At 42.0% G+C, this 20050-nt stretch carries 18 protein-coding genes; 12 read left to right on the plus strand and 6 right to left on the minus strand.

Annotated features, from left to right (window positions below; translation table 11 throughout):
• Positions 1–5: 5 nt before the first annotated feature.
• Entirely contained in the window at positions 6–902 is an 897-nt protein-coding gene (locus A11Q_RS05075) for a pseudouridine synthase family protein (protein ID WP_015469717.1), read from the minus strand.
• 75 nt (positions 903–977) lie between these two features.
• Between A11Q_RS05075 and A11Q_RS05080 the strand changes: the two genes are divergently transcribed.
• A complete protein-coding gene (locus A11Q_RS05080; RefSeq protein ID WP_015469718.1) occupies positions 978–1658 on the plus strand; it encodes a DedA family protein in 681 nt (226 codons plus the stop codon).
• Here A11Q_RS05080 and A11Q_RS05085 read toward each other — a convergent pair.
• A complete protein-coding gene (locus A11Q_RS05085) occupies positions 1655–2716 on the minus strand; it encodes a hypothetical protein (protein ID WP_015469719.1) in 1062 nt (353 codons plus the stop codon). The genes A11Q_RS05080 and A11Q_RS05085 overlap by 4 nt on opposite strands.
• 136 nt (positions 2717–2852) lie before the next feature.
• Here A11Q_RS05085 and A11Q_RS05090 point away from each other — a divergent pair, with 136 nt between their 5' ends.
• From A11Q_RS05090 to A11Q_RS05100, 4 genes are all read left to right on the plus strand, one after another.
• Entirely contained in the window at positions 2853–3641 is a 789-nt protein-coding gene (locus A11Q_RS05090; RefSeq protein WP_015469720.1) for a TatD family hydrolase, read from the plus strand.
• Positions 3642–3667: 26 nt separating this feature from the next.
• Positions 3668–4582, plus strand: coding sequence for a tRNA threonylcarbamoyladenosine dehydratase (locus A11Q_RS05095; protein WP_015469721.1), 915 nt, complete (start codon positions 3668–3670; stop codon positions 4580–4582).
• A complete protein-coding gene (locus tag A11Q_RS13860; protein WP_015469722.1) occupies positions 4579–4731 on the plus strand; it encodes a hypothetical protein in 153 nt (50 codons plus the stop codon). The genes A11Q_RS05095 and A11Q_RS13860 overlap by 4 nt, the downstream gene beginning before the upstream one ends.
• Before the next feature lie 70 nt (positions 4732–4801).
• Positions 4802–5773: a deoxyhypusine synthase family protein gene (locus tag A11Q_RS05100; RefSeq protein ID WP_015469723.1), complete on the plus strand. Its 972-nt coding sequence runs from the start codon at positions 4802–4804 to the stop codon at positions 5771–5773.
• Positions 5774–5834: 61 nt separating this feature from the next.
• On the opposite strand, the gene A11Q_RS05105 is transcribed toward A11Q_RS05100, so the two are convergent.
• Positions 5835–7295: a phospholipase D-like domain-containing protein gene (locus A11Q_RS05105; RefSeq protein ID WP_041575092.1), complete on the minus strand. Its 1461-nt coding sequence runs from the start codon at positions 7293–7295 to the stop codon at positions 5835–5837.
• Between the two features lie 265 nt (positions 7296–7560).
• Between A11Q_RS05105 and A11Q_RS05110 the strand changes: the two genes are divergently transcribed.
• Positions 7561–8298, plus strand: coding sequence for a hypothetical protein (locus A11Q_RS05110; RefSeq protein ID WP_015469725.1), 738 nt, complete (start codon positions 7561–7563; stop codon positions 8296–8298).
• Positions 8299–8345: 47 nt separating this feature from the next.
• Here the strand turns inward: A11Q_RS05110 and A11Q_RS05115 are convergent, their stop codons facing one another.
• Complete coding sequence (locus A11Q_RS05115) at positions 8346–8888, minus strand: NifU family protein (RefSeq protein WP_015469726.1); 543 nt, start codon at positions 8886–8888, stop codon at positions 8346–8348.
• Between the two features lie 129 nt (positions 8889–9017).
• Here A11Q_RS05115 and A11Q_RS05120 point away from each other — a divergent pair, with 129 nt between their 5' ends.
• Genes A11Q_RS05120 through A11Q_RS05130 form a run of 3 tightly spaced genes read left to right on the plus strand, consistent with a single transcriptional unit; the run spans position 9018 to position 11977 of the window.
• A complete protein-coding gene (locus A11Q_RS05120) occupies positions 9018–9944 on the plus strand; it encodes a class I fructose-bisphosphate aldolase (RefSeq protein ID WP_015469727.1) in 927 nt (308 codons plus the stop codon).
• Positions 9945–9965: 21 nt separating this feature from the next.
• The gene (gene lysS, locus A11Q_RS05125; protein ID WP_015469728.1) at positions 9966–11444 is read left to right on the plus strand and encodes a lysine--tRNA ligase; all 1479 of its coding nucleotides are present in this window, start codon (positions 9966–9968) and stop codon (positions 11442–11444) included.
• Entirely contained in the window at positions 11444–11977 is a 534-nt protein-coding gene (locus tag A11Q_RS05130; protein WP_015469729.1) for a rhodanese-like domain-containing protein, read from the plus strand. Before lysS ends, A11Q_RS05130 begins: the two co-directional genes overlap by 1 nt.
• A gap of 16 nt (positions 11978–11993) precedes the next feature.
• Here A11Q_RS05130 and A11Q_RS05135 read toward each other — a convergent pair whose 3' ends face one another.
• Together A11Q_RS05135 and A11Q_RS05140 are read right to left on the minus strand one after the other, a co-directional pair.
• Positions 11994–13214 carry a C1 family peptidase gene (locus tag A11Q_RS05135; protein WP_015469730.1) on the minus strand — a complete coding sequence of 407 codons (1221 nt, stop codon included), beginning with the start codon at positions 13212–13214 and terminating at the stop codon, positions 11994–11996.
• 36 nt (positions 13215–13250) lie between these two features.
• Positions 13251–14204, minus strand: a complete 954-nt coding sequence (locus tag A11Q_RS05140) for an HD-GYP domain-containing protein (protein WP_015469731.1) — start codon at positions 14202–14204, stop codon at positions 13251–13253.
• A gap of 62 nt (positions 14205–14266) precedes the next feature.
• Between A11Q_RS05140 and recG the strand changes: the two genes are divergently transcribed.
• The 3 genes from recG (at position 14267) to A11Q_RS05155 (ending at position 20014) form a co-directional block, all read left to right on the plus strand.
• Positions 14267–16354 (plus strand): ATP-dependent DNA helicase RecG, encoded by a 2088-nt coding sequence (recG, locus tag A11Q_RS05145; protein ID WP_015469732.1) that lies wholly within the window; start codon positions 14267–14269, stop codon positions 16352–16354.
• Positions 16351–17811 (plus strand): cryptochrome/photolyase family protein, encoded by a 1461-nt coding sequence (locus A11Q_RS05150; RefSeq protein ID WP_015469733.1) that lies wholly within the window; start codon positions 16351–16353, stop codon positions 17809–17811. The genes recG and A11Q_RS05150 overlap by 4 nt, the downstream gene beginning before the upstream one ends.
• Positions 17812–17878: 67 nt before the next feature.
• Entirely contained in the window at positions 17879–20014 is a 2136-nt protein-coding gene (locus A11Q_RS05155; RefSeq protein ID WP_015469734.1) for a S8 family serine peptidase, read from the plus strand.
• Positions 20015–20050 lie beyond the last annotated feature (36 nt).

The raw sequence follows: 20050 nt of genomic DNA on the forward strand, positions 1-20050 counted from the left end.
TGAGCCTAGAAAGGCTTTTGGGGAATGTCAAAATCTTCATTTAAATTGAAACGGAGGCGTTGTATGCCCCAGTTAAATTGCAATTCGCACGCTCTCAGAGCGATTGCATTAGGTTTGTAGGGGTGTTGACCGCCATAGAGGTGATCGCCTAGGACTGGAGCTTCTGAATGGGACATTTGAGCACGGATTTGGTGTGTACGTCCGGTCAAGAGGTTGATCTTAACCCAAGTGAGTTCCGATGATATGGACTTCTGATCTAGAATCTCTAATTCGCAAAGGGCCGCATTTTCTACAACAGAGTCACTGAGCTTTTTGGGTGCACGAGGTGAGGGAATCATATAGTGGAGCAGTCGTGCAGGTAAGCTTCGCTTACTTTCAACGATGGCCACGTATTTTTTCTCGATATTGCGCTCTTGCAATTGGATATTAAAACTTTTCACGAAGTTATTATTCTTAGCGTAGACAATAAGTCCTTCGGTTAAAGTATCAAGGCGATGTGTAATAAAAAGAGGAATTCCCAAATCGAAAGAGAGCTGGGAAAGAGCATTTTCAATTTTATTATCCACGGAGGGGTGGCTGGGGATACCTGAAGGTTTATTTAAGACAACGAGATCTGTATTTTCGTAGATAACCAATGAACGCCAATTATAGTTGCAGTTGTATCGACGAGGTTTTGTGTGCACACGAAAGAGCGAGTTTTCAGCAATGACTTCATTCTGTTCTTGACGGATATTGTTGACGTAAACCGCACCTAATTTGAGCAGAGAGTGAGCCTCTTCCGCCTCTAGGTTTAGCAAATCAAACATTATTTCAGTTATGGAGCCCGACTTAGGGTTGTAAAAGTGTTTAACCCCATATTCGAATCCCTGCGAGCTGACGGATGTGCCCTCATTTTGTGACATACCTTTGATTAGCACAGTGTATCGTTTGATTTCAAGATCTTAACAATTCTACAAAAAACATTCATGATCATCAGAATGGACGATTCATTAATACAGTGTCTTTGGCACAGTAAAGAGACACTGGCCTGTCTGACTCCTTATGCGTATCAGCCTATATGGATTTACACTTTTTTAGTGGTCATGATGCTGTTATCTGCGATTGGACTGCCTTTTCCTGAAGAAGCAACATTAGTCAGTGTGGGCGTTTTAGCTTATATGGGATCAAATCCAGATAAGTATCCGCCGCCGTATGAAGGAGCTCCGCATGTACATGCGGAGACTGCTGCGATAGTTGCCTTTCTTATTGTCTGGTTATCTGACTTTTGGGTTTATGGTGTCGGGCGACTTTTTGGTCGACGTATTTTTGAATGGAAGCCGATTAAGTCAGTTTTATCAGAAAAAAATCGTCTACGCATTGAAGAGTGGACTCAAAAGTACGGAGCCTATGCTTGTGGAATCTTTAGATTCACTCCGGGGATTCGCTTTCCCGGCCACTTAGCCTGTGGGATGTTGAAGTTTCCAGCATGGAAGTTCCTCGTGATTGATGGGATTGCGGCTCTAATTTCAGTGCCAACGCAGATCTTATTACTGGCTTATTATGGCGACCATATTTTGTATTATCTAAAGCAATTCAAAATCGGCGTTTTGATTGTCCTTGTGATTCTTGGCTTATACTTTCTTTATAAAAAATACTTCGCTAAAAGAGCGGTCGCTTAGGCGACCGAACTGTTCGTAGCTAGATCTTTTTCTGAAATTTCAAAACAGATGTTCAAAGATGAAGAGGTTTTTACTTTTCCTCCGGCACTGTTAAACCAGAAGATTTTTTCATAACCTTCAAATGCGCCGAAAAGTTCTTCACGCATCTTGAATAACAATCCACTGTGTGAACCCAGTAACCAATCCATTTGGGCTTGATGAAGAGCTTCCTCTTGATCATGTTGGTTGAAGTTCGCTAGGAAAGAGGTCGGCAGATTCTCAATAAGACGGCAAGCATTGTGACTGTACTGGTGGAAGTACTGTTGTAGAGGTTCGACAAAATGCTTTTCTGTGCGTTGGTCCGCGTCTTTATGTGAATGGAATTGGTGTTGCAGTTTGGTGAAGTGCCAGTATAAAAGCGCGTCGTTAACAGTGTAATCCGCTTTTGGTAGATAGTCAGAAATTGAATCACAAGTGACGGACTCGTAAGAACTGTCTTCAACGTGAGCATTATGATCTACGGCCATGATTGAACGCAAATGGAATAGGAACGAGTAAAAACAAATCAGTTTTTCTGAAAAGTTTTCGCTAAAGTGTACAGAAAAGTTGTAAATCAGCGGAGTCGAAATTTGCGCTTCAAAATCAGCAATCAAATCTAGTGCTGGTCGTACTTTTTCAAAAGAAAATGAGTTTTTATGAAAAGCATTTTCCCAAACTGCAGACATTTGTTTTTCGAAATTTTCAAAGTGAATTTGTTGAGACAGATCTTTCTTTCTGAAGTTTTTCACACGGGCTGCTGATTTCTGAAAAAGCTCATTATAAGGATTGAACGTCAGATAGGCTTTTTCAGAAAAGCTTCTTTGTTCGGGAGTTAAGTGGCGGTAGTCCGTCATCTTATGGAAGCAAAGACCTAAGATCGCATCTGTATAGAACTTAAAAGGCGATGCGGGTAAGAAGTTATGAAGATGTTTGGGGTGATGAGGGTTGGCTAAATCCCAAAAGTGAATTTCGTGTGGCTTTAAAACGCTGCCAGATTTCGTTTTGATGTCGATAACCATTTGAAAAACATCATGTTTCATACCAAACTCCTCAATCGCTAGATCTCTATAGTTTCAGTTCTATACGTTTCTATCGGAATAAAATTGAAACTAGATGAGTCCAGAAGTACACTCGACTAAGGTATAAGTTGGTATAAGTTGAGGCATAATAGAAGATATGAAATATATAGACAGCCACTGCCATTGGGCCGATTTACGCTTTCCTCAGACAGATGAAGAGGTTCAAAGTCTGATGCAGAGGTGTTTAGAAAAAGATATCGACTTTTTCTTGCAAGGCGGGGTTTCGCCTGAAGAGTGGCTACGCCAGATCGAGCTTAAGAAAAAGTATCCAGAGAATATTGGACTGTGTTTTGGCTTGCATCCTTATTATGTAGCCGACCATCCGGCGGAAGAATGCGAGCGCGCCTTAGATGAATTGGCCCAGCTTTTACCGCAAGCTATGGCGCTTGGAGAAGCGGGTTTAGATTTTCGGCCACATATTTTAAAAGAATCAGAGGGCCTACAAATTGAAATGTTTGAAAACCAAATCGCCTTAGCAAAGACGTTTCAAAAACCTATGGTATTGCATGTGGTTCAAGCCCATGAAAAAGCGTTACAGATTTTCGATATTTGGGGTGCCCCAGAAAAGCGCGGAATGTTGCATGCCTTTTCCGGTAGTTATGAAACGGCGATGCGCTTTATCGATCAGGGCTTTTTGATCTCCGTTGGCGGAGCTGTGACCTACGAGAAAAATAAGAAGCTCCGTGATTGTGTCAGCCGTATGCCTTTGGAGTTTTTACTCTTGGAAAGTGATTCTCCGGATCAGCCGCCGGAGGGTTGGAATGGACCGAACGAACCTGTTTCTATTTACTCTGTAGCAGAAGAAATTGGGCTCATAAGAAATATAAGCCCTTTAGAGGTCCTTGAACGGAATACACAGAACTTTAAAAGGCTTTTCAGTCCCTAAAGTTTCTGCTATAAAAATCCCACTTTATGCAAACGCCAAATTCTGAAACTAAAGCAGCTGAAGCTACGATTCAAAACGTAGTTAATCATTCACCGGTTAATAACATAACTGAGACTAAATACGTTCTGCACAGACGTTTTGATCGTATGGGACGTCTTGTGGGTGACGAGATGATGCAGAAGTTATTCAACACTCATGTTATGGTGATCGGATTAGGTGGTGTTGGTTCTTGGGCAGCCGAGTCTTTGGCTCGTTCTGGAGTTGGTCGTCTGACGATCATTGATTTTGATGAAATTTGTATCACGAATGCCAATCGCCAACTTCACGCTTTACAGGGATTTGTCGGTCATAAAAAATCCAATGTGATGGCTGAGCGACTACGTAAAATTAATCCTCAGGCGCGTATTGAATCTTTGCCTCTATTCTATAACAAAGATACTGCAGAAGAAATTTTAACTCTACAGCCAGATTATATTTTAGATGCGATTGATAACTTAACAGCGAAGACACATCTGTTGAATGAATGTCGTCAACGTGGAATCAAAGTGATTACAAGTGGTGGCGCCTCTGGAAAGATGGACCCGACTCGTATCAGTATCGTCGATTTAGCAAAAACACATATTGATCCGTTATCACATTCTGTACGTAAAATTTTACGCCAAGAATATGCCTTTCCGCGCGGGAAGAATGAACTATTTGATATTCCCTGTGTGTTTTCAGATGAAATTCCAGCGCAACCAATTGAATTGAAGTATGATAACGGACAGGGCTTTAAATGTGTTTGTCCACAAGGGGAAATAGATCCTCATGGTTGTTTACATCGCTCGGTTATTTATGGAACGGCTAGTTTTGTAACAGGAGCTTTCGGTTTAGCGATGGCTTCGTGGGTGGTTCGTCAAATTACAACTCAACAGGCAGTTGTTGCTCCAGAGGTTTTATGAGTTTAATTATATTCTTTGGAATGGCCTTATTTATCTTTGTATGTGGCTCTATTCTGATTGGAGTTACAATTCGCCACTGGATTCAGCAATCTCGTGAACAAAAACAACTGCGAATCGCTGAAAAAGAAGCCCTTAAAAGATCTGTTTAAAGCACTTGTCATTTGAAAAACTTGTAGTAGATTCGGCCTTTCATTAACAGACCTAACGGAGGCTAAAATCATGTCTATTACTCAGTTTATTGATCATCACTATCGTCACTTCAATGCAGCAGCTTTGAAAGATGCAGCTAAAGGTTACAAAGAGCTAGTGGATCAACAAAACGGTAAAATGCTAGTGACACTAGCTGGTGCCATGAGTTCTGCAGAATTAGGACTTTCATTGGCTGAAATGATCAGACAAGACAAAGTTCATGCAATTTCTTGTACTGGTGCCAATCTTGAAGAAGACGTTTATAACTTAGTAGCGCACGATCACTATGTGCGTATCCCAAACTATCGTGATTTAACTCCTGAAGACGAACAAAAACTATTGGATCGTCACTTAAACCGCGTTACTGATACATGTATCCCAGAAGAAGAAGCGATTCGCCGTATCGAAAAAGCAGTTTTAGAAGAGTGGCAAAAAGCTGAAGCTGAAGGTAAAAGCTATTTCCCACATGAGTACATGTATAAAATTTTACTTTCTGGAAAATTAGAAAAGTACTACCAAATCGATCCAAAAAACTCATGGTTGTTAGCGGCAGCTGAAAAGAATTTACCAATGGTAGTTCCGGGTTGGGAAGACTCAACTACAGGTAATATCTTTGCTGGTCACTGTATTAAAGGTGATATCAAAAGTTCACGTACAGTGAAATCGGGTATTGACTACATGATGTACTGGGCTGAGTGGTACATGGCGACGGCTACAAAAAATAAAGTTGGTTTCTTCCAAATCGGTGGTGGTATTGCCGGTGACTTCCCCATCTGTGTTGTTCCGATGTTATCACAGGATTTAGGTCACGAAGATGTTCCTCTTTGGAGCTACTTCTGTCAGATTTCAGATTCAACAACATCGTATGGTTCGTACTCAGGCGCGGTGCCAAACGAGAAAATCACTTGGGGTAAATTAGCTATCGATACTCCTAAATACATCGTTGAAAGTGACGCTTCGATTGTAGCGCCTTTGATGTTCTATTACATCTTAGGTAAGTAGTTCTGATTTATTTAAATAGGATAGATAAAATGGCCTGTGTGAACCACAGGCCGTTTTCTTTTTAAAGCTGTTTCTTGATCAGTGGATAGATCAATCGGAAGAAACGGGCATTGGCGCGGTCTCGTTTCTTGGCGACATGAATAAGGTTATTGAGTTCCGTTTCGCTTAAATCGCTTAATTGCACATTAGATACGGGGCTGCACGTGCTGGATCTAACAAGACAAGAGTTGCGGGCGATGCGACCGAACTTTTCATCAATATCATGTCTTAAAGCTGTATCACGATAAGCTGGCAGGTTCACAATAAGCCCGACTTCGCGATTAAGATTTTGACTGCGATAATCCCAGTTAAATGAACCGATATAAAAAGTCTTACCATCAATCAAAGCTAGCTTGGCGTGTAAGGTGTCTGGGCCTTGATACTCATACAAATTCACATTGTGACGTAGTGCAAGTTCCCGTGTTTTTTCATACCCTACATGGGCTGCCGAGACGTCGTTAGCCGCCTTAGAATTGGTGTAGAGATTTACGCGTATATTACGCTCACGTAGTTGGCGGAAAAGTGATTCCTGCTCTGGGGTGATAACCAAGTAGGGTGTGATTATCGTCACGCTTTCCTGAGCTTGTTGTATGAAGTTATAAAGTTGGGACGCGATATTGTGCTCAGGTTTGTCCAAATTAGAAGGTTGTGTGCGAACATCATCGTAGAGGAATTCAATAGGGCCGACTTCTGTTGCTAAATTATTCCAGTCCTGTGCTTCATAGGCATCGGCGGTTTGTCTGGCTTTAAATGCTTGAATAAATTCATTGATGCGTTCTTCCTCTTGCTGCACCAGCTTGACGTTGCGTTGGCGAGTGCGCTCACATGACGCCGCATCGGTTTTTCCTGGGCAGCGCAGACGTTTTAATGAAGAGGCTGAGAATTGTCCCAGCGAGGCCGAGCTAACGAACTTAGAGTTCCAAAGATCATTAAAGTATTCAGACGCATTATGAATAGAGCGACTTTCTAAAATTAAAGCATCGCTGTCTTCAAAGATAGGTAGAATTTTACGCTCGCCAGATCGACCAAAGAAACCATTGGCGATATTGCGACCACCGGAAATCATAGCTTTGTCATCAATGATAAGGCCTTTATCGTGCATGCGTTTTGTGTAGCGAAGTGGGCGTAGCAAATTGAAGCTGTTGTAGACTTTAATTTCAATATTCGATTTTTTCTCTGGAGTTAAACTAAGAAGCAGGGCTGACATGGTCTGTTTGAGGATGTCGTTATGCATGGCATCCACTAGGATTTTAACTTTTACCCCACGGGCAGCAGCATCACGTAGAATCGCTAGAGTAGAAAAAGACAAATAGTCTTTATCAATGGAAAAGTACTGCACCTTGATTTCACTTTGTGCATTTTGTATGTAGTCAAATCGCGCTTGTAAAGAATCCAAGTTACTATTCAGTAATAGAATCTTGTCCGCGATTGCCGTTGACCCCAACAGAGCCATTCCAAGGAAGAGCAGGATATTTTTTTTCATCCCTTTTGTGTTACAAATCAAGGGCCAGACCAAAGCTTGTTTATTGCTGTTGAGGCTCAGCAGGGTGTTACTTACATAACAAAGTGCCTATTTATGTAATTTTTCAGAGGAGGAGTTGGATAAGGTAAATCGGGGTTCGATTCGAATCTCATATTGAGACATTGATCTAGCTCTGAAAGGCGAAGGCGGCAGAGTTCGCAATTATGCTTGCTGAAAAGCACGGCTTCAAGCCAAAATTAAGCTTGGAATTCACAGCGAGGTAAGTATGTTTCACCAGTGGTTTCAGGGGCTTAAACCGATAGCGGTTCTTTCTATATTTCTTGTTTCGATTTCTTCTCAAGCCAAGCTTTTTAAGAACGCCTATATTTCGTTTGAAATGGATGATGGTTGGTCTTGCACGTTAGAGCAAACGGAATGGGTTTGTCGTGCAACAGATCCGAATACAGCTAAAGAAGCTATGATTATTTTAACGGCGAAGGAAAAAGGGCCGACAGACTCACTTCCGCTGTATGAAAACCACATGAATAATCCGATCAGCGTGGTCAGTAAAGTCAGTGGTCCCATGACTTCAGTGCTGAAATATAAAGTTCAGCAAAATAAAATTAATGATCATATTTGGTTAGATGCACTTCACCAAGATAGTGAAGTGAAACATTACTTCACTCGTTATTTAGCGACGTTAAAAGGAAATATTGCTGTATTGGTGACGTTCAGTGCACACAATAAACACTATTCAAAGCATAGTGAACACTTTAACAGAGCCATTCAAACAATTCGCTTAGCGGATGAGACGAATAATTTAATTGCTGACAGTCGCGGGATGGGTGAGTCATACGGACAGAACTCGTCAAGCGGAAGTATTTTTGAAATCTTACAATCAGAAAATGAAAATGCCGGTGGAAAAAAATCTATTTGGCAGAACAATATGATACTGGGTGTGGCATTTCTAGTTTTAGCAGCCTTGATCTTTGTGGTCTTCCGTATTTTGAAAAAAAGAAGATAATATAAGAGCGATTGAGTCGTTTTTAAAAGCAGAAGTCGTTGGCGAGATTAAATCGCAACGACTTCTTTAATTTCAGGGATCAATTCTTTCATACGAACTTCAATGCCGTCTTTTAAAGTGGCCTGCGAACTTGGGCATCCCGCGCAAGCTCCGCGCATATGGATATAAAGCACATGGTCTTCATATTTTGAAAAGACGATGTCTCCTCCATCTAAAGCAACCACGGGTTTGATCTCGTTTTGTAGAATGCGTTTGATTTGCTTTACGACATCACTGTCGTTCTGATTTTCATCTAAACTGGCTTCTAGCTGTAAAAGTACAGGCTGGCCACTTTCCACGTGTTCGCCTAGTAAACCAGCAAGAGGTGTTGCTAAAATGTCCCAATCCACCCAGTCCTGCTTGGTGACGGTGACGAAATCTTCACCTAGATAGACCGATGCCGTCCACGGAAAGCCAAAAATTTTAGCAGCTAAGGGAGATTTTTCGCAGGCATCAACATTAGGGAAGTCGACGCTTTGGTCAGAAATTTTTTGACCGAAGTTAAACTTCATTGTCGATGGATTTGGGGTAGATTCAAATGTAACTTTCATAGTGTCAATTAGTTTAGTCTGATCACCCACAGAAGTCAATTTATAGTCTTCTGATGACTCTATAAACCTTGCTATTGAGGCGCAATTTTACTAAATTTTAGGGCTGTTTGTTTATGATAAGGAGACATCATGACACCTAGAGTGAGAGAGATATTAAGTTGGTATGGATCTGAGAACATTGGTGTATTGACCAATATGGCCCGTATGATGAATACAGGGAAATTGGCTGGTACGGGTAAACTGGTGATCTTGCCTGTGGATCAAGGCTTTGAGCATGGACCTGCACGTAGTTTTGCCAAGAATCCAGATGCCTACGATCCTGCTTATCACTTTGAATTAGCTATTGAGTCAGGTTGTAATGCCTATGCGGCTCCGGTTGGACAGCTTGAAGCTTGTGCTCGCGACTTCGCTGGTGAAATTCCGTTAATTTTGAAAGTGAATAATTCAGATGTATTATTTGGCTCTAAAGCACCGATCTCGGCTTTAACATCTTCAGTTGATGATGCTTTACGCCTTGGTTGTTCTGGTATCGGTTTTACGATCTACCCAGGTTCTCAGCACAGAAAACAAATGTACGAAGAAATTGCTCAAATTTCTCAAGAAGCAAAAAAAGCGGGCTTGGCTGTTGTGATCTGGTCTTATGCGCGTGGCGAGCAATTATCTAAAGAAGGTGAAACGGGTATTGATGTTATTGCTTACTCGGCTCATATCGCAGCTCAGTTAGGTGCGAACATCATCAAAGTAAAACCGCCAACAGCTCACATTGAACAAGCCGAAGCGAAAAAAGTTTATGAAGCTCAAGGTATCAAAGTTTCTACTTTAGCTCAAAGAACTGAACATGTAGTGAAATCTTGTTTCAATGGAAAACGCGTTGTGATTTTCTCTGGCGGGGAAGCAAAAGCGACTCCGGATATTTTGGAAGAAGTAAAACAATTGGCACAGGGTGGAGCTTTTGGTTCGATCATGGGTCGTAATGCGTTCCAACGTCCAAAGAAAGAAGCGTTAGAGTTATTGAAAAACGTTATGGAAACATTTGCTGGAAAAACTCTGAACTAGTTATCAAGAAAGTGAATTTATATGTCTGATTTAAACGATAATCCCATAAAAGCTGAAAAAAGAAAAAAACTGCATGCTCTAAAAGAAAAGGGCATCAATCCGTATCCATACTCTTTTGATAAGACAGCTCATATCGAAAAGATTATCGCAGACTTTAGCTCTATTGCAGCTGGTGAAAAGAAAACCGAAAGTGTTTTCCGTATTGCAGGCCGCTTGATGACTAAACGTGAGATGGGTAAAGCCAGTTTCTTCAACGTGCAAGATATGACAGGCACCTTACAGTGTTACGTTAAAGTTGAAGAGCTATCAGAAAAAGATAAGACAGCATTTGGCCTTATCGACCTTGGGGACATCGTCGGTCTTGAGGGTTATGTTTTTAAATCTCAAAAAGGTGAACTGTCTTTGTATGTTAAGACTTTCGAAGTGCTGACAAAGACACTCGAACCACTTCCTGAAAAATTTCATGGTATCCAAGATGTCGAGATCAAATACCGTCATCGTCACTTGGATCTAATTTCAGATCCAGAATCCCGTGAAGTTTTTGTTAAACGTGGAAAAATCATCAAAGCGATCAAAAGATTCTTAGATGACCGCGGATTCATGGAAGTTGAAACTCCGGTATTGCAACCACTTTACGGTGGAGCGGCGGCTCATCCGTTCACAACACATCATCGCGCTTTAGATATGAAGCTCTATATGAAAATATCTCCGGAGCTTTATTTAAAACGCCTGATTGTAGGTGGCTTTGAAAAAGTTTATGAAATCGGTAAGAACTTCCGTAATGAAGGGATTGACCGCTCTCATAATCCTGAGTTCACGATGCTAGAGTTCTATGAGGCCTATACAGATTACAACTATCAAATGACTCAATTCGAAGAGTTGGTGTCTACAGTTTGTAAAGAAATCACAGGCTCAACAACAGTGAACTATCAAGGTAAAGAAGTTAATTTTGCTCCACCTTGGAGACGCCTGACAGTTTTAGATGGAATCAAGCAGTACGCTGAAATCGATCCACAAGACGATGCCGCATTAGATTCTTATTTAAAAGCAAATTCGGATAAGCCGGTGCACTTGGATAAATTATCTCGCGGTGAAAAACAGATGAAAGTATTCGAGATCGCGGCTGAACCTCATTTATGGCAGCCAACATTCGTTATGGATCATCCGGTTGAAATCTCTCCGTTGACTAAAATTCATCGTGATAACTCAGCTTTAGTTGAGCGCTTCGAGCCATTCGCAGCTTGCATGGAGATCGGTAACTCGTACTCTGAGTTAAATGACCCAGAAGAGCAGCGAGCGCGTTTGAAAGAACAAGAATCTAAACGTGGGCATGACGAAGAGGCTCATCCAATGGATGAAGACTTCTTACATGCTATTGAAACAGGTATGCCGCCAACGGGTGGTGTCGGCCTAGGTATTGAGCGTATCGTGATGATCTTAACGGATCGTCCAAGTATTCGTGATATCATCTTTTTCCCAACGATGAAGATCAGCCGATAATGAAGCTATTTTTAGTCGCTATCCTCGTAGGAGCTGCGTTTGTCGGTTGTCAGTCGAAGCCGACAAAAGTAACAGAAGAGTCTGGAAACCGTGATTCGCAAAATCAAGTTTTGGTCGATACGCGCACCGCACTTGAATTTGAAAGCTTCCACATTGCGGGTAGTGTGCACTTAAGATCAGATGATTTTCTAGTTTTACAAAATCCAAAAACTAAAAAACGTATTTTAGATCCTGATATCGAGCAAATCGTTGAACGACTGGCTCGTCGTGGGATTTCTCCGAACCGCGAAGTGGTATTGCTTTCAGACCGAGCTGATTCGGTGGAAAATAAAAAGTGGAATTGGCTGTTATTGCAGTTGGATGTGAAGAACGTGGTGATGATGAGTCTTCCGATTTATCGCGATATTCATAAAAATCGTCCCCCACAAAGTCCCGCGGAACGAGCGTCTGTGTGGTCTGTTGAAAGACCGCAGCTTATAAAAGCTCAAGCGCAACAGTGCTTTGTGACATGGTCTGACGAGCACTGCCTTTAAATTCTAACAGGCTAAATTAAAAATCTAATTCTAGTTGTTCTGTGCGATGGACTTCATTTTCTGGAAGCTGAATTTTATCATTGCGATAAAAGGTGATGCTGCTGACAAAGGATCTGAAGTAGTCGGCATACATATGATAGAATCCATTGTCCCCAGCCTCGCGGCCCCAGCTATTTTGAACTTTCCACTTAATAACTCTGCCTGTAGTTGGGTCTATTTCGTATCCAACAATTTGTACAGCATGTCCGCCATCGCGTATTGAAAGTTGATCTCGTTGTGTACGGCTCAAAGGGCGGCCATCTTGAGGCATATTAAAAGCAGAAATAGACATGATACCTGTTTTTCCAGACACAAAATTTCCATTGTGATCGTAAGCCACATAGACATTTTGTCCATTGTCGATAAGGTCTTTCGCCAATCTTTCCACTGTATTGATATTCGTATCTACTAAGGTGAAAAATTCATTTGAATCTACTTCTGTTTTTACACGTCGATTTGCATTCACAAAAACATGGACAATAGGGTTTGAGAGCTCCGGAAAGAACTCTTGCTGGAAAGATCGAGGAGTGTATTTTTTATTTCTATAGGTAAATTCCATATTGAAACCACCACCGATGTACTCTTCAAAAGTACGCTTGATTTCGGCTTTAGCAGATTCAATAGTTTGTCTTTTCTTCTCGGGGTTGATTTCTGTAGCGTTGCGTGCTTTCGCTCTGGCTACTATATTCTGTAAGTATTCACTCATACGTGTGGCAAAAGGCCCTTCGTGAAAGCTTCTAGAGAAAGTCCATGCGGCATCAGGTACAAGTCCTAGCTGCAACATAATACGACGAGATCCGTAAACGGAGGCTCCAAGCTCTGTTCTAACAGCGTTATTATCGGCTTCCAGTGTACGAATAACACTGTCATGCCAGTGCAGCATACTGAGGTAATGTGTTGAAAGGCTGATGTTTTGCCCGGTTCGTTGTTTGTGAGTAGATTCTAATTGGCTCACCCATGAGTGTAAGTGACATGTCCCCAATGAACATTGATTTTTAATGGCTCCTTGAGGCAGTTCTTTGGTGTAATTTCGATTATGTTTAAAATCTGGTCGGAGAGTTCCAAATAGAGGAGTGAATAGGGCCGAGCAGCGAACAGCGGCTAAACTGTAGTCAAATGACAAAATAAGTAAGCCAGCTAATAATAATTTAGAGGCTAAATGCGGTATAAACGTGTGTGTTCTTTTTAAAAAGTGCATCACGTGCTATCAAGCAACTCTGAAGCCAAGTTGGTATTAGGAAGCCTGATCTTTTTCCATTTTAAACAAAATAGAGTACATGGCGTTCAACATATCAGGATCAAAGCGTCCCGAGATTTTATCTTTCATCATGTTTAAGGCTTCTGTGGGCTTTAAAGGTGTGTTGTAAGAGCGTTGTGTGGTCATGGCATCATAGGTATCAGTCAAAGCCACGATGCGACCAAAAGGGTGAATTTCGTGTCCCGAAATATCTTGCGGATATCCGCCTCCGGTCCACGATTCATGGTGTTCATAACATGCGGCTTTGACGGCATCGCTGATATTTTCATGCGCATTCAAAATTTTTAATCCGTAGGCAGGATGTTGGCGCATTTCAAACCATTCATCTTCGCTTAAGGCACCTTTTTTACAAAGGATTTCTAAAGGCACGTTGCGCTTGCCAATGTCATGAAATAAAGAGCTCTGACCAAGTTCTTCCAGTGTGACTTTATCCATGCCCAGAACTTGCCCTAATCCCAGTGAGTAAATGCTCACATCAAAAGAGTGGTTGTAAGTGTAGAAGTCGTGTCCTGTAAGGCTTATCAAATTCCCGATAGATTCAGGAGCATTGTCCATAAAACTCAATAAGTCCGTGATAATAGGCTTAGCTTCTTCAAGAGCGCGGGCCACATCCGGTGTTTCAAATAAGTCCTCTAAAATAGCAATCGAGCTTTCGCGCAAGATCACCGCTTTTTCATCGTTTGAGATCTTGTCTGAATTCATCGAGGATTTAACATAATCACGATAAATTTGTTTGTGTTGGTTATGGACGAAGAAGGATTCTCCGGTGTCTTTATTGTGAAGATGAGTGATCTTCGTGTCGGTAAGGCTTTCACCCATACGTAAATAAGTGATTATTTTACCATCAAGTTGCAAATAAATATCGAACGGCAGCTCTTCAAAAGCCCTTACGGTGCTCAATCGAATGCGAAAATAATCAAACGAAGACATCTTTTTAATTGTAGCGTGTTTGTCTGTTTGACGTCTCTTTTATTTTGACATGAAATACATCCATGGCCCTTCGTCTAGAGACAGAAATTCAATATATTAAAGGCGTCGGCCCTAAACTGGGGGCTCTGTTTTCGCGTCATGGTATTCGAAATGTCTTAGATCTCTTACAGAATTATCCTCGCGCTTATGAAGATCGAAGAGCGGCTCGTAATATCGCCAGTTTGCAAGAAGGCGATGTTGTCAGTTTGCGTGCGCGCGTAATGAGTGTCTCATCTTACAACATGGGACGATCCACACGAAAAATCTATGATGTCTTAATTCGGGATAATACAGGGCAAATTCGCTGTAAGTATTTTCGCACTCCCTACAAAGGATATTTTGAAAGATTTCAAAACGGGCAAGAAATTCGTGTCGTCGGCAAAGTCACAAACTATCGTGGGCGATTAGAGTTCCATCATCCGGATTTAAAAGATGTGGAACCCGATGAGGATTTGAAAGATGCACTTATTCCTATTTATGTTGAAAATGAAGGACTGAGTTCAGCTAAGATATCAAAGATGATTCAGACCTGTCTGAATGAAGTGAAAGAGTGGCCACAAGAAAAGTTGCCCCTTTCCTTAGTTCAAAAAAATCGACTGATGGCCCTGGACGAGGCGCTGTATCGCCTGCATTGTCCAGAGCCTGAAAATGGTCATTTGTATAATGAATTCAAATCCGAGGCTCATCGCCGTGTTATCTTCGAAGAGTTCTTCTGGTTAGAGTTGTATTTAGCCTCTAAGCGCTCTGGTCTTAAAAGTGAAAAAGGATTGGCCTTTTCTGCTGCTGAACCCAGTGTGAAAAAACTCGCGGATTCGTTGCCGTTTAAACTGACCAATGCGCAGTTGAATTCCTATCGTGAAATAAAAAAAGATCTTGAGTCAGGTAAACCGATGAATCGCTTGGTTCAAGGGGATGTGGGTTCAGGTAAGACGCTGGTGAGTTTTATGGCGGCGCTAAAGAGCTTTGATTCTAACTATCAAACTTGTTTGATGGCACCGACCGAAATTTTAGCAGAGCAGCACTATAAAAACGCACAAAAGCAATTGCAGGAATTAGGTGTTGTTACAGGGCTGTTGACGGGTAAGACAAAAACCAAAGAGCGCCAAGAAATTTTAGACAAGTTACAAAACGGAGAAATCCACTTTTTGATTGGAACCCATGCTTTAATTGAGGATTGGGTGCAGTTTCAAAATTTAGGATTAGTGATTATCGATGAGCAGCATCGATTCGGCGTGGCCCAACGTGGACTTTTGAAAAACAAAGGTCAGTCCCCGCACTTTTTGATTATGACCGCAACACCGATTCCTCGAACATTAGCTATGACGGTGTACGGGGATTTAGATGTATCGATTATCAACGAAATGCCAGAGGGGCGGACCCCGATTCAAACGCGTGTAATTAATGAATCCAAACGCCTACCGGCTCTTGATTTTATGGTAAGTCATATCGAGCGCGGTCGTCAGGCTTACATTGTCTATCCGCTAGTTGAAGAAAGTGAAAAAATTGATTTAAAGAATGCCACTGAAGAGTATGAAAAACTCAAAGTGCAATTTCCAAAAGTTCGGTTCGGACTTCTGCATGGAAAAATGAAACCTGCAGAAAAAGATGCTGTGATGACAGACTTTCGGGAGCATAAGCTAGATGTTTTAGTTTCAACGACAGTTATTGAGGTCGGAGTCGATGTTCCCAACGCGACTATTATGATGATTGAACATGCCGATCGCTTTGGATTGTCACAGCTACACCAATTACGTGGACGTGTGGGGCGTGGTCTTCATAAAAGTTTCTGTGTGATGATTATGGGATATGCAGTTTCACAAGAGACCCGCGAAAGAATTGAATTTATGGAAAGAACCAGCGATGGATTTAAAGTGGCTGAGTTTGATTTAGAGATTCGTGGCCCAGGTGAATTTATGGGTTCAAGGCAATCCGGTTTAACTGGATTTAAGATGGCCAACCTTGTGCGTGATTTTGAAATCCTGAAAGTCGCACGGGATGCCGCCTTTGATATTTTACATCGCGACCCACTGCTTAAATCTAAAGAGAATCAGGCTCTTCGCGAAGAATTGATGAAAGCCTACGGACCTACGGCTTTGGCCGGAATTGCATGATGGTGAATAAGCGATATGGCATTCATTGGTTTCGCCGTGATTTACGTATAGCTGGCAACGAAAGCCTTCGCTATAACTGGAGTCAGCACGCGGGGCGTGTTCTAGGTCTTTTTTGTTTTGATTCGGAATTCCTAAAACGCGCTGATTTTTCACATAATCGTTTTGCGTTCTTTTTAAAAACACTTCGACAATTGCAAAGTGAAATGCGCCAGCAAGGAGGGGACCTTTTAGTGGTGGATGCTGCTCCATCAAAAGCTTTTCCACAAATATTGAATGAACTCAAAAGATCTGATTACGGGCTGCCATCATTAGTGAGCTGGGGGCGTGATTATGAGCCTTTTGCTCGTGCGCGCGATCAGCAGATTGAAAATATTTTGCAATCTTTCCAAGTGAATCATCATACAGAACGGGATCATCTTCTGATGGAACCGCATGAAATTTTAAAAGATGATGGTGGATTTTATCAGGTTTACTCGCCTTATTTTAAACGCTGGTATGCCAGTGTATTGGCAGAAAAAGGACAGCGGCGTATTCAAGCTCAAAAAGTGAGTGAAGGTTATGCTCAGCGCCTGATTCAAGGTGACTTGAAAAATATATTCCAAACCTCATGGAAAGACTTCAAGGGCCTATCATTTTTAGATCAACTAGAACATTTTGAATCCGAAAATAAAAAATCAGTGACCATCGCCATTCCTGAAGCAGGGTTTCTAACCGCCTACAGACGACTACAAGAATTTAAAAATAGAGTGGGGGATTACACGGCTCAGCGTGATTTGCCATTTTTAGATGGAACCTCGCAGTTATCTCTTTATCAAAAAAATGGCTCTTTGGTTTCATCACAAATTTTGCAAACAGTAGGTTTTCGAGACCAACAGTTTGTAAAAGAAATTGCATGGAGAGAGTTCTATTATTCCATCCTATGGCATAGACCAGATGTAGAAGCCTCGGCTTTTTTACCTCAGTATAAAAACATCAAATGGCAAAACGATGCATCATGGTTTCAGCGCTGGTGTGAAGGCACGACAGGATTTCCTATTGTAGATGCGGGAATGCGGCAGCTCAACACGACAGGTTGGATGCACAATCGTGTTCGTATGATCGTGGCTTCGTTTTTGGTAAAAGATCTTCTGATTGATTGGCGCTGGGGTGAAAACTACTTTATGAAAATGCTCTTAGATGGTGATCTGGCTCCTAATAATGGTGGATGGCAGTGGGCCGCTTCGACTGGCTGCGATCCTCAGCCTTATTTTAGAATCTTTAATCCGTGGTTACAAGCGGCCAAGTTTGATCCAGATGCAGAATATATTAAACAGTATGTTCCAGAGCTGCGGGATCTTCCTGCCAAAATCATACACGCTCCGGATGCAGAACGTGGTATAGCTGGCTACCCTGAGCCAATCGTAGATCATGCTGTGCAAAAAACCAAGGCGCTGCAACTCTTTGCGTTAAGTGAATAAAAAATAGCCCTCAGACCTAAGTCGTGATGCAATTTTCGCATCACACACGTCTATTCAAGGAGGAATGATGAAGCTGGCGTATATCGTTTCAATGCTTTTTTCTTTATCGGCATTTGCAGGTACCGAAATCAAATTGAATTCAGGAACTATTAACACAAAAAATCGTGAAGTCTTGGTTCAACAAAATGAACTGAATCAAAAAACAGAGTGGTTGATTCAATTTAAGTCACCCATTACAGAGAAGTTAAAGCAAGACTTGTCTCGCCAAGGAATTGTTGTTTTCAGTTACATTCCTGAAGACGCTCTATTGGTTCGCGCTTCTGCGGAATCTGCTTTAAAACTTCAAGGGCAGGTGGATGTCCAAGCTGTTGTGGCTTTTGAACCTTATATGAAGCTTTCGCCAACTTTAGGTAGAGTGAGTGCCGCTACATCTGCGGCCCGTGAAACTTTCATTGTGAGTGTTTTTGATCAAAGTGAACGTTCCATTATCGAAAATACGATTCGTAAAATCTCAAAAGACATTTTAGTCCAATCGTCGGCAGCACGTAATATCGTGGTGACGACTGAACGCCGTCATTTGTTAGCGATGGCAGCTGTAGATGGTGTTGAGCACATTCAAGCTTTTGTACAGGTACAGCCTCTACATGTAATCCTTGAAGAGACTCAAGAACCGCCAACTCAGCAGCCTCCTCAACAAGAGCCGAAAGCTCCCGCTGGTGATTATACAGATTTAAATGGCTACGAAACTGGTACTAAAGTGATGAACTTTGATGTGGCTTGGGCGGCTGGATTAACAGGCTTAGGACAGATCGTGGGCATGGGTGATACAGGATTGGATTCTGGTAATGCCGGAGCTATTCACACTGACTTTATGGGAGCGGTAAAATCAGGTTATGCTGTGGGGATGTTTGGTCGCAGCTGGGCAGACCCAATGGGACATGGAACTCACGTTGCAGGATCTGTACTTGGACGTGGTACAGCTTCGGGTGGTAAACTTAAAGGTGGAGCCTACGAAGCGACAATGGTGGTTCAAGGTATGTGGTCACCAATTCTGAATAACTTATCAGTTCCTTCGAACTTAGCTAATATGTTCACTCAGGCATATAATGATGGCGCTCGTTTGCACACAAATTCTTGGGGAGCAGCCGCGAACTTCGGTGCCTACGAAAAAATGGCGGCAACAGTTGATGAAGTGATGTTTGCTAAAGAAGATTATCTAATTCTTTTTGCTGCGGGTAACAGCGGTGTCGATAAAAATCGTGATGGTCGTATTGATCCAAACTCTATTGGAACTCCAGGAACTGCAAAAAATGCTTTAACTGTTGGTGCCAGTGAAAATCTTTTAGATGTGGGTGGTATTCAAGTGCCTGCGGGTAAATTGAAATCTGGTCCGGAAAATTGGCCAGTAGATCCAATCGCATCAGGAAAAATTTCTGACAATGTTGATGGTATCGCGATGTTCAGTTCACGTGGACCAACAAATGATGGACGTATTAAGCCTGATATCGTGGCTCCTGGTACGAATATCCTGTCTGTTCGCTCACAAGAAAAAACGGCAGTGGATATGTGGGGCAAATATAATGATGACTACGTTTATGCTGGTGGTACATCGATGGCGTGTCCATTAACAGCAGCCAGTGCGGCGATCACTCGTCAGATGTTGATCGAAAAATTAGGATATACAAATCCTTCAGCGGCTTTACTAAAAGCCTACTTATTACATACGGCTACCGATATGTATCCAGGCCAATATGGTGAAGTGGGAGCCTCTCGTGGCCAAGAAATTTTAACTAAGCGTCCAAACAATGATCAAGGTTACGGACGTGTGAATGTGGCTCAGATTGTATCTTTAGGACAAAACGGAGCTCGTTTGTTAGCGGATTCTCGTGGTGTTGCAACTGGCGAAACAGAAACAGCGACAATGACAATATCTGAAGCTGGTCATCTTGTTGTGAATCTAGTTTGGACAGATGCTCCGGGTTCTGCCAATGCAAGTAAAGCCTTAGTAAACGATTTAGACCTAGAAGTTGTTTTACCAAACGGGACTGTTTTAGCGGTAAACGATCAATTGAATAACCATGCTTTTGTTCAAGGTGAAACTCCAGCCGGCGAAATCCAAATCCGTGTTAAAGGTATTAATGTGCCTATGGGTAAATCAGGTAAACAGCCATTTGCTTTGGTGGCATCGGTTCAGCCTCGCTAAATAAATCCTTAAATAAGGTATCTATTTCTTTAAAAA

The sequence above is a fragment of the Pseudobdellovibrio exovorus JSS genome (genome assembly GCF_000348725.1).
In the GTDB taxonomy this organism is placed as follows: domain Bacteria; phylum Bdellovibrionota; class Bdellovibrionia; order Bdellovibrionales; family Bdellovibrionaceae; genus Pseudobdellovibrio; species Pseudobdellovibrio exovorus.

Coding starts and splice junctions, on each gene's coding strand:
- A11Q_RS05130 (WP_015469729.1), top strand. CDS start 11,444: ATGAAGCTATTTTTAGTCGCTATCCTCGTAGGAGCTGCGTTTGTCGGT.
- A11Q_RS05100 (WP_015469723.1), top strand. CDS start 4,802: ATGTCTATTACTCAGTTTATTGATCATCACTATCGTCACTTCAATGCA.
- A11Q_RS05120 (WP_015469727.1), top strand. CDS start 9,018: ATGACACCTAGAGTGAGAGAGATATTAAGTTGGTATGGATCTGAGAAC.
- A11Q_RS05105 (WP_041575092.1), bottom strand. CDS start 7,295: ATGAAAAAAAATATCCTGCTCTTCCTTGGAATGGCTCTGTTGGGGTCA.
- A11Q_RS05135 (WP_015469730.1), bottom strand. CDS start 13,214: ATGCACTTTTTAAAAAGAACACACACGTTTATACCGCATTTAGCCTCT.
- A11Q_RS05155 (WP_015469734.1), top strand. CDS start 17,879: ATGAAGCTGGCGTATATCGTTTCAATGCTTTTTTCTTTATCGGCATTT.
- lysS (WP_015469728.1), top strand. CDS start 9,966: ATGTCTGATTTAAACGATAATCCCATAAAAGCTGAAAAAAGAAAAAAA.
- A11Q_RS05095 (WP_015469721.1), top strand. CDS start 3,668: ATGCAAACGCCAAATTCTGAAACTAAAGCAGCTGAAGCTACGATTCAA.
- recG (WP_015469732.1), top strand. CDS start 14,267: ATGGCCCTTCGTCTAGAGACAGAAATTCAATATATTAAAGGCGTCGGC.
- A11Q_RS05150 (WP_015469733.1), top strand. CDS start 16,351: ATGATGGTGAATAAGCGATATGGCATTCATTGGTTTCGCCGTGATTTA.
- A11Q_RS13860 (WP_015469722.1), top strand. CDS start 4,579: ATGAGTTTAATTATATTCTTTGGAATGGCCTTATTTATCTTTGTATGT.
- A11Q_RS05080 (WP_015469718.1), top strand. CDS start 978: ATGGACGATTCATTAATACAGTGTCTTTGGCACAGTAAAGAGACACTG.
- A11Q_RS05140 (WP_015469731.1), bottom strand. CDS start 14,204: ATGTCTTCGTTTGATTATTTTCGCATTCGATTGAGCACCGTAAGGGCT.
- A11Q_RS05110 (WP_015469725.1), top strand. CDS start 7,561: ATGTTTCACCAGTGGTTTCAGGGGCTTAAACCGATAGCGGTTCTTTCT.
- A11Q_RS05090 (WP_015469720.1), top strand. CDS start 2,853: ATGAAATATATAGACAGCCACTGCCATTGGGCCGATTTACGCTTTCCT.
- A11Q_RS05085 (WP_015469719.1), bottom strand. CDS start 2,716: ATGAAACATGATGTTTTTCAAATGGTTATCGACATCAAAACGAAATCT.
- A11Q_RS05075 (WP_015469717.1), bottom strand. CDS start 902: ATGTCACAAAATGAGGGCACATCCGTCAGCTCGCAGGGATTCGAATAT.
- A11Q_RS05115 (WP_015469726.1), bottom strand. CDS start 8,888: ATGAAAGTTACATTTGAATCTACCCCAAATCCATCGACAATGAAGTTT.